This is a genomic window from Helicobacter sp. MIT 11-5569, assembly GCF_000765695.2.
Taxonomy (GTDB): domain Bacteria; phylum Campylobacterota; class Campylobacteria; order Campylobacterales; family Helicobacteraceae; genus Helicobacter_D.
On sequence record NZ_JRPB02000024.1, the window covers coordinates 1 to 4181 of the forward strand.

Here is a 4181-nt window from a genome sequence, read left to right on the forward strand (position 1 = left end):
AATCCCAGCAGCTTCATTAAAATCACTTGTGAAAAACCCCTCACTATCCACACCATAGCCTAAGATTTCTTTCACTGCTTCTTGCTTGTCTTTTGCGAAGTCTTGTGCAGTAGTTGGAATCTCTTTTGCAGTGTTTTGCAAATTGTTGTTACTTATGCCTAGATTAGAATTATAGTTTGTATTTGTTGCATTGATTGTCATTTGTAATCCTTGCAAAATTAAATATCTATATCAATCCTTTTGATAATCTTTGCTTTTAGCTCTTTGCGTTTTTTCTCTAATTCCTCTAAGCTTAGCTTTTGTTGCCCTAAGATTTGTTCCATCAGCATTTGTGTAGGGTCTTTATAGTTTTTGAGATATTCTTCCCATTCTTTATCCATTCTAAGGCTTTCTTCACTTTTTATCAGTTTCAGCGGTCTTGGTCCTGTAATATAGAAGCGGTCTTCATTGCGTCCCTTTTGGTCTGGGTCTTTTGAGGCATCATAATTAATGACTTCTAAATAAGACATTGATTTATCATAGCCTTGAGATTTACCATTTGGGGTTGCTTCTCCCTCTCTTGTATGGAGGTTTGCATTAATCACGCCAATTAGCAATCCGCCTTTTGTGATAGAGCCATCGGGATTTGTATATTTCTCTCTTGTCATATCAAAATGAAAATTGCTTGTCGCACCACCATTTGCATTGTTAAAAACATCGGTAACAGGATTCATAGTGCCATTATAAAACAAGTTGCTAAGATACATTCTATCAGGTCGCCCTCCTATTGGTATTACACCGCCAAAACTATTCCAAGCGTTTTCAAGGTCAGCTGTTGTCTTATAGATTTCGCTTACCTGCATCGTTTGTGAGTTATACTTATAGCCTTGTGGGAATTTGACAATGTCTTGGGTGCTAAAGCTATCTTTGGAGTTTAGCACATCTTCTCCTACGACTTGTGAGAGGATTTTATAAGCATTTCCAACTGTTTTTGCAATATCAAGACTTCTAAAAGTTCTCAAAGGGTTGGTGAATTTGTTTGTCGTTTTATCGACTAGGCTTTCCATCGTAGAAGAGTGGATTTTATAATCCTCTGGAATCCCAGCTGCTTTGTTAAACTCCTCTGTGAAATACCCGTCTTTGTCTATCGCATAGCCAAGCACTTTGTTGCTTGCTTCGCTTGTTTTTGCACTATTTTGCGCATTTGTGCTTTGCTCTGCTTGCCTCTCTTGTGAAGCATTGTTTCGAGGCTTCAAGTTTGCCAAAGGGTTTGTGAAGTTTGAATGGATAGAATTTATCATTTTAGCCTCCTTGCTAAATGTATTATTTTTGGTTTAACGCACTAATATCTATTGAGCAAGATTCCATTTAAATCGTTGCCGATTCGTCTCCAGACTTCGCTTGCTATGCTGTTATTAGAAGTAACATTTCTAATTTTATAAATCGTGCCATTACTATTGTTTAAGCCCACTATCAAAGCACCATTAGTAAATTGATTTTTAGGCACTCCAAACGTTCCTATTGTAGTTGTTTTGGTAGCAGTTACCGCGAGGTATTCATTAAGATTTGGATTTGCAATAAGCATTAAATCATTATAAGATTGCTTATTAACATATGATTCAGAGCAAGTTACCCCGCCAAATCCACAAGCGACTTTGTTGTCTCGCTCATAATCTGTTAATCCCACAACAACGCCAATTTGTGTAATCGTTGTCCCACTAAGGCTTGAACGCATAAGCTCAAAAACATTTTGCCCGCTATCATTTTGCATTAAGCCATATCCCCCTACCACTTTCTTTTGCCCTTCTAAGCTTAGAAGTTTCACTCCCTCGCTTGTATCACTTAATGCACCATTAGTTACTTTAGCCAAAAAATCTTCAGCAATACTGCTACTTACCAACAAGCCACTAATTGCTATAATACCAAGAATCTTTAAACATTTTATCCTCCTAAATGTTGTCTAATAATATCGTCCATTTTAGCTAAAACTAAAGATTAGTGTCAATAAACAAAAATCAAATCTCTATATCTAATTTTCTTTTCTTAAAGAATTTTTCAAAGCTTTTAATATCTAAAGTTTCATTATTGCTTTTTTGGTTGAAAAGCAGCATAATTTGCTCTAGCTTTTGTTGGCTTTGGATAAAGTTTATTGTCTTTAAAAAATCTGCTTCTTGATAAGTTTCACTTTTGCTTGTTACTTGGATAGGTTTAAATTTGCTTTTAGAATCACTTTGGGATTCTAATGTTTTTGCTGTTTCTGCGTCTTCTTGGGGATAGATTCTATCCTCTTCTGGCATATTCTTAAATTTTTCTGCAAAGTCATCGTATCTTTCTTTGATTTTTAGATATTCTTGTTTGAATCCCTCAAGGCTCAAATCATTGCGTTCTAAAAGTGCTTGATAGTCTGTATAAATTTCACCCGCCATATTAATAAGTTCTTTGTTTTTTGTGTGGTTGCTAATGCCTTTGGCTGTAACTGCTGCTAAAAGGCTATCTGTAACCATGCTCCAGCCATGTTCATCTTGATTCATATCAACCATAAATTGTATTTTGTTGTTATCCATAAAAGAGTGAAATTGTTGTAACTCTTCTTTAGAAATATTTTTGTCAAAGCCTGAAATTTTCCCTATTATCGTGCTTTGACCTTCTATAAAATGTTTGCCGATTCCTATATCATCATTAAGAATCCGCTCAATTTTTTCTCCTTTTGATAAATTTTTGTTTTGTAGAATATTATTGATTGCATTATTTCTGTCATTATCAAATTTATTTGATGAGTATTTAGCACTTGTTTCATTGTTGAGAAAATTTGCAAATTCATTATAGATATTTCCGATTGTTTTTGCAATATCAATTTCTGTATGAGAGTTTAGCCAATTTGTTGCGGTGTTGTTTGTTTGAGACTCAATGCGTTTTTTGATTTTATCCGCTTCAATCTTATAATCTTTTGTAATCCCAGCAGCTTCATTAAAATCACTTGTGAAAAACCCCTCACTATCCACACCATAGCCTAAGATTTCTTTCACTGCTTCTTGCTTGTCTTTTGCGAAGTTTTGGACGAAGTCTTGTGCAGTAGTTGGAATCTCTTTTGCAGTGTTTTGTAAATTGTTGTTACTTATGCCTAGATTAGAATTATAGTTTGTATTTGTTGCATTGATTGTCATTTGTAATCCTTTACTTAATATATAGAGTATTAAAGCATTGTGCTTGGTAGAGATTCTGCTAAACTAAAACTATGATTATAATAATATCGTCCATTTTAGCTAAAACTAAAGATTAGTGTCAATTTTAATTTTTGGAACGAAAAGTGCTTATTATACACAAAGATAAGTAGTTGAAAACTACAATATAAGGATTTACAATGATATTTAGAAAAATACTGCTTGGCATTTGTGTTTTAGTGCTGCCAATTTTTGCTTCTGATGAACTTAGCATTGATAGTCTTTTCAAAAAACAAGTTGGACTTAGAAGTATCACTAATGTTTCACTTTTAAGCTCAGGAAATGCCAACTCTTATTCTCTTTATCCCAATCTTACAATTAGTGGAGACCCGACAGTTTGGAACGACACCAAACAACTAAGTCTTACTCAAACCTTTATTTACACTTTGCACCCAAAATTTGATTTGCTTGTTTCAGGAAGTGGAAGTTATGCAAGACAAGAATTTACAAACTTTTTCACAGGAGAATATTCGCATAATAATAAATTTAACTTCAACTCCGTGTGGCTTGGATTTATCTATACTGCGGATAGTATTGCTGATTTTGTGCCACAAATTACTTTCCAAAGCGCAGTTATTCAAAGAGAGACATTTATTGAAGAGGATAAAAATTTTTATTTTAAATCCCAAAGCTTGCAAGCAACTTTAAGAGGATATAGCGACCCCGTAGTTTATGGTATTTATGGAGGTTTTGGCTATATGGAAATAGCTTTTATGTGGGCGGGGATTTGTCTATTATTTTAAGTCCTAAAATCACTTTGGATTTAGGGGCAGAGCAGAGATTCCAAACAGAACAAAAAATCAATGGATACCAAAATTCTGAAGTTCGTTCTATCCCGACTTTGGGGCTTGGCTCAACTTATAGTGTTAATTCTAGCACTGCTGTTTCTGTCAATGCTAATTTTGGCGGAAGTTCTGCAGCACCTGATGCTATCTTTGGAATAAGTTTGTGGAAAAAGTTTTAGAGGAAGTTTTAATTGTC

General features: G+C 34.5%; 3 protein-coding genes and 2 pseudogenes. 1 reads left to right on the forward strand and 4 read right to left on the reverse strand.

Annotated features, from left to right (window positions below):
- The 4 genes and pseudogenes from LS70_RS09640 to LS70_RS09655 form a co-directional block, all read right to left on the reverse strand.
- Positions 1 to 201: pseudogene (locus tag LS70_RS09640) on the reverse strand (hypothetical protein); the annotation flags it as partial.
- Between the two features lie 17 nt (positions 202 to 218).
- Positions 219 to 1280, reverse strand: coding sequence for a Cj0814 family flagellar-dependent secreted protein (locus tag LS70_RS09645; RefSeq protein ID WP_138109441.1), 1062 nt, complete (start codon positions 1278 to 1280; stop codon positions 219 to 221).
- 41 nt (positions 1281 to 1321) lie between these two features.
- A complete protein-coding gene (locus LS70_RS09650) occupies positions 1322 to 1882 on the reverse strand; it encodes a hypothetical protein (RefSeq protein ID WP_052083471.1) in 561 nt (186 codons plus the stop codon).
- A 112-nt stretch (positions 1883 to 1994) separates the two neighbouring features.
- Positions 1995 to 3143 carry a Cj0814 family flagellar-dependent secreted protein gene (locus LS70_RS09655; protein WP_138109442.1) on the reverse strand — a complete coding sequence of 383 codons (1149 nt, stop codon included), beginning with the start codon at positions 3141 to 3143 and terminating at the stop codon, positions 1995 to 1997.
- A gap of 197 nt (positions 3144 to 3340) precedes the next feature.
- Here LS70_RS09655 and LS70_RS09660 point away from each other — a divergent pair.
- Positions 3341 to 4164, forward strand: a pseudogene (locus tag LS70_RS09660) (hypothetical protein).
- The last annotated feature ends 17 nt before the right edge of the window (positions 4165 to 4181 follow it).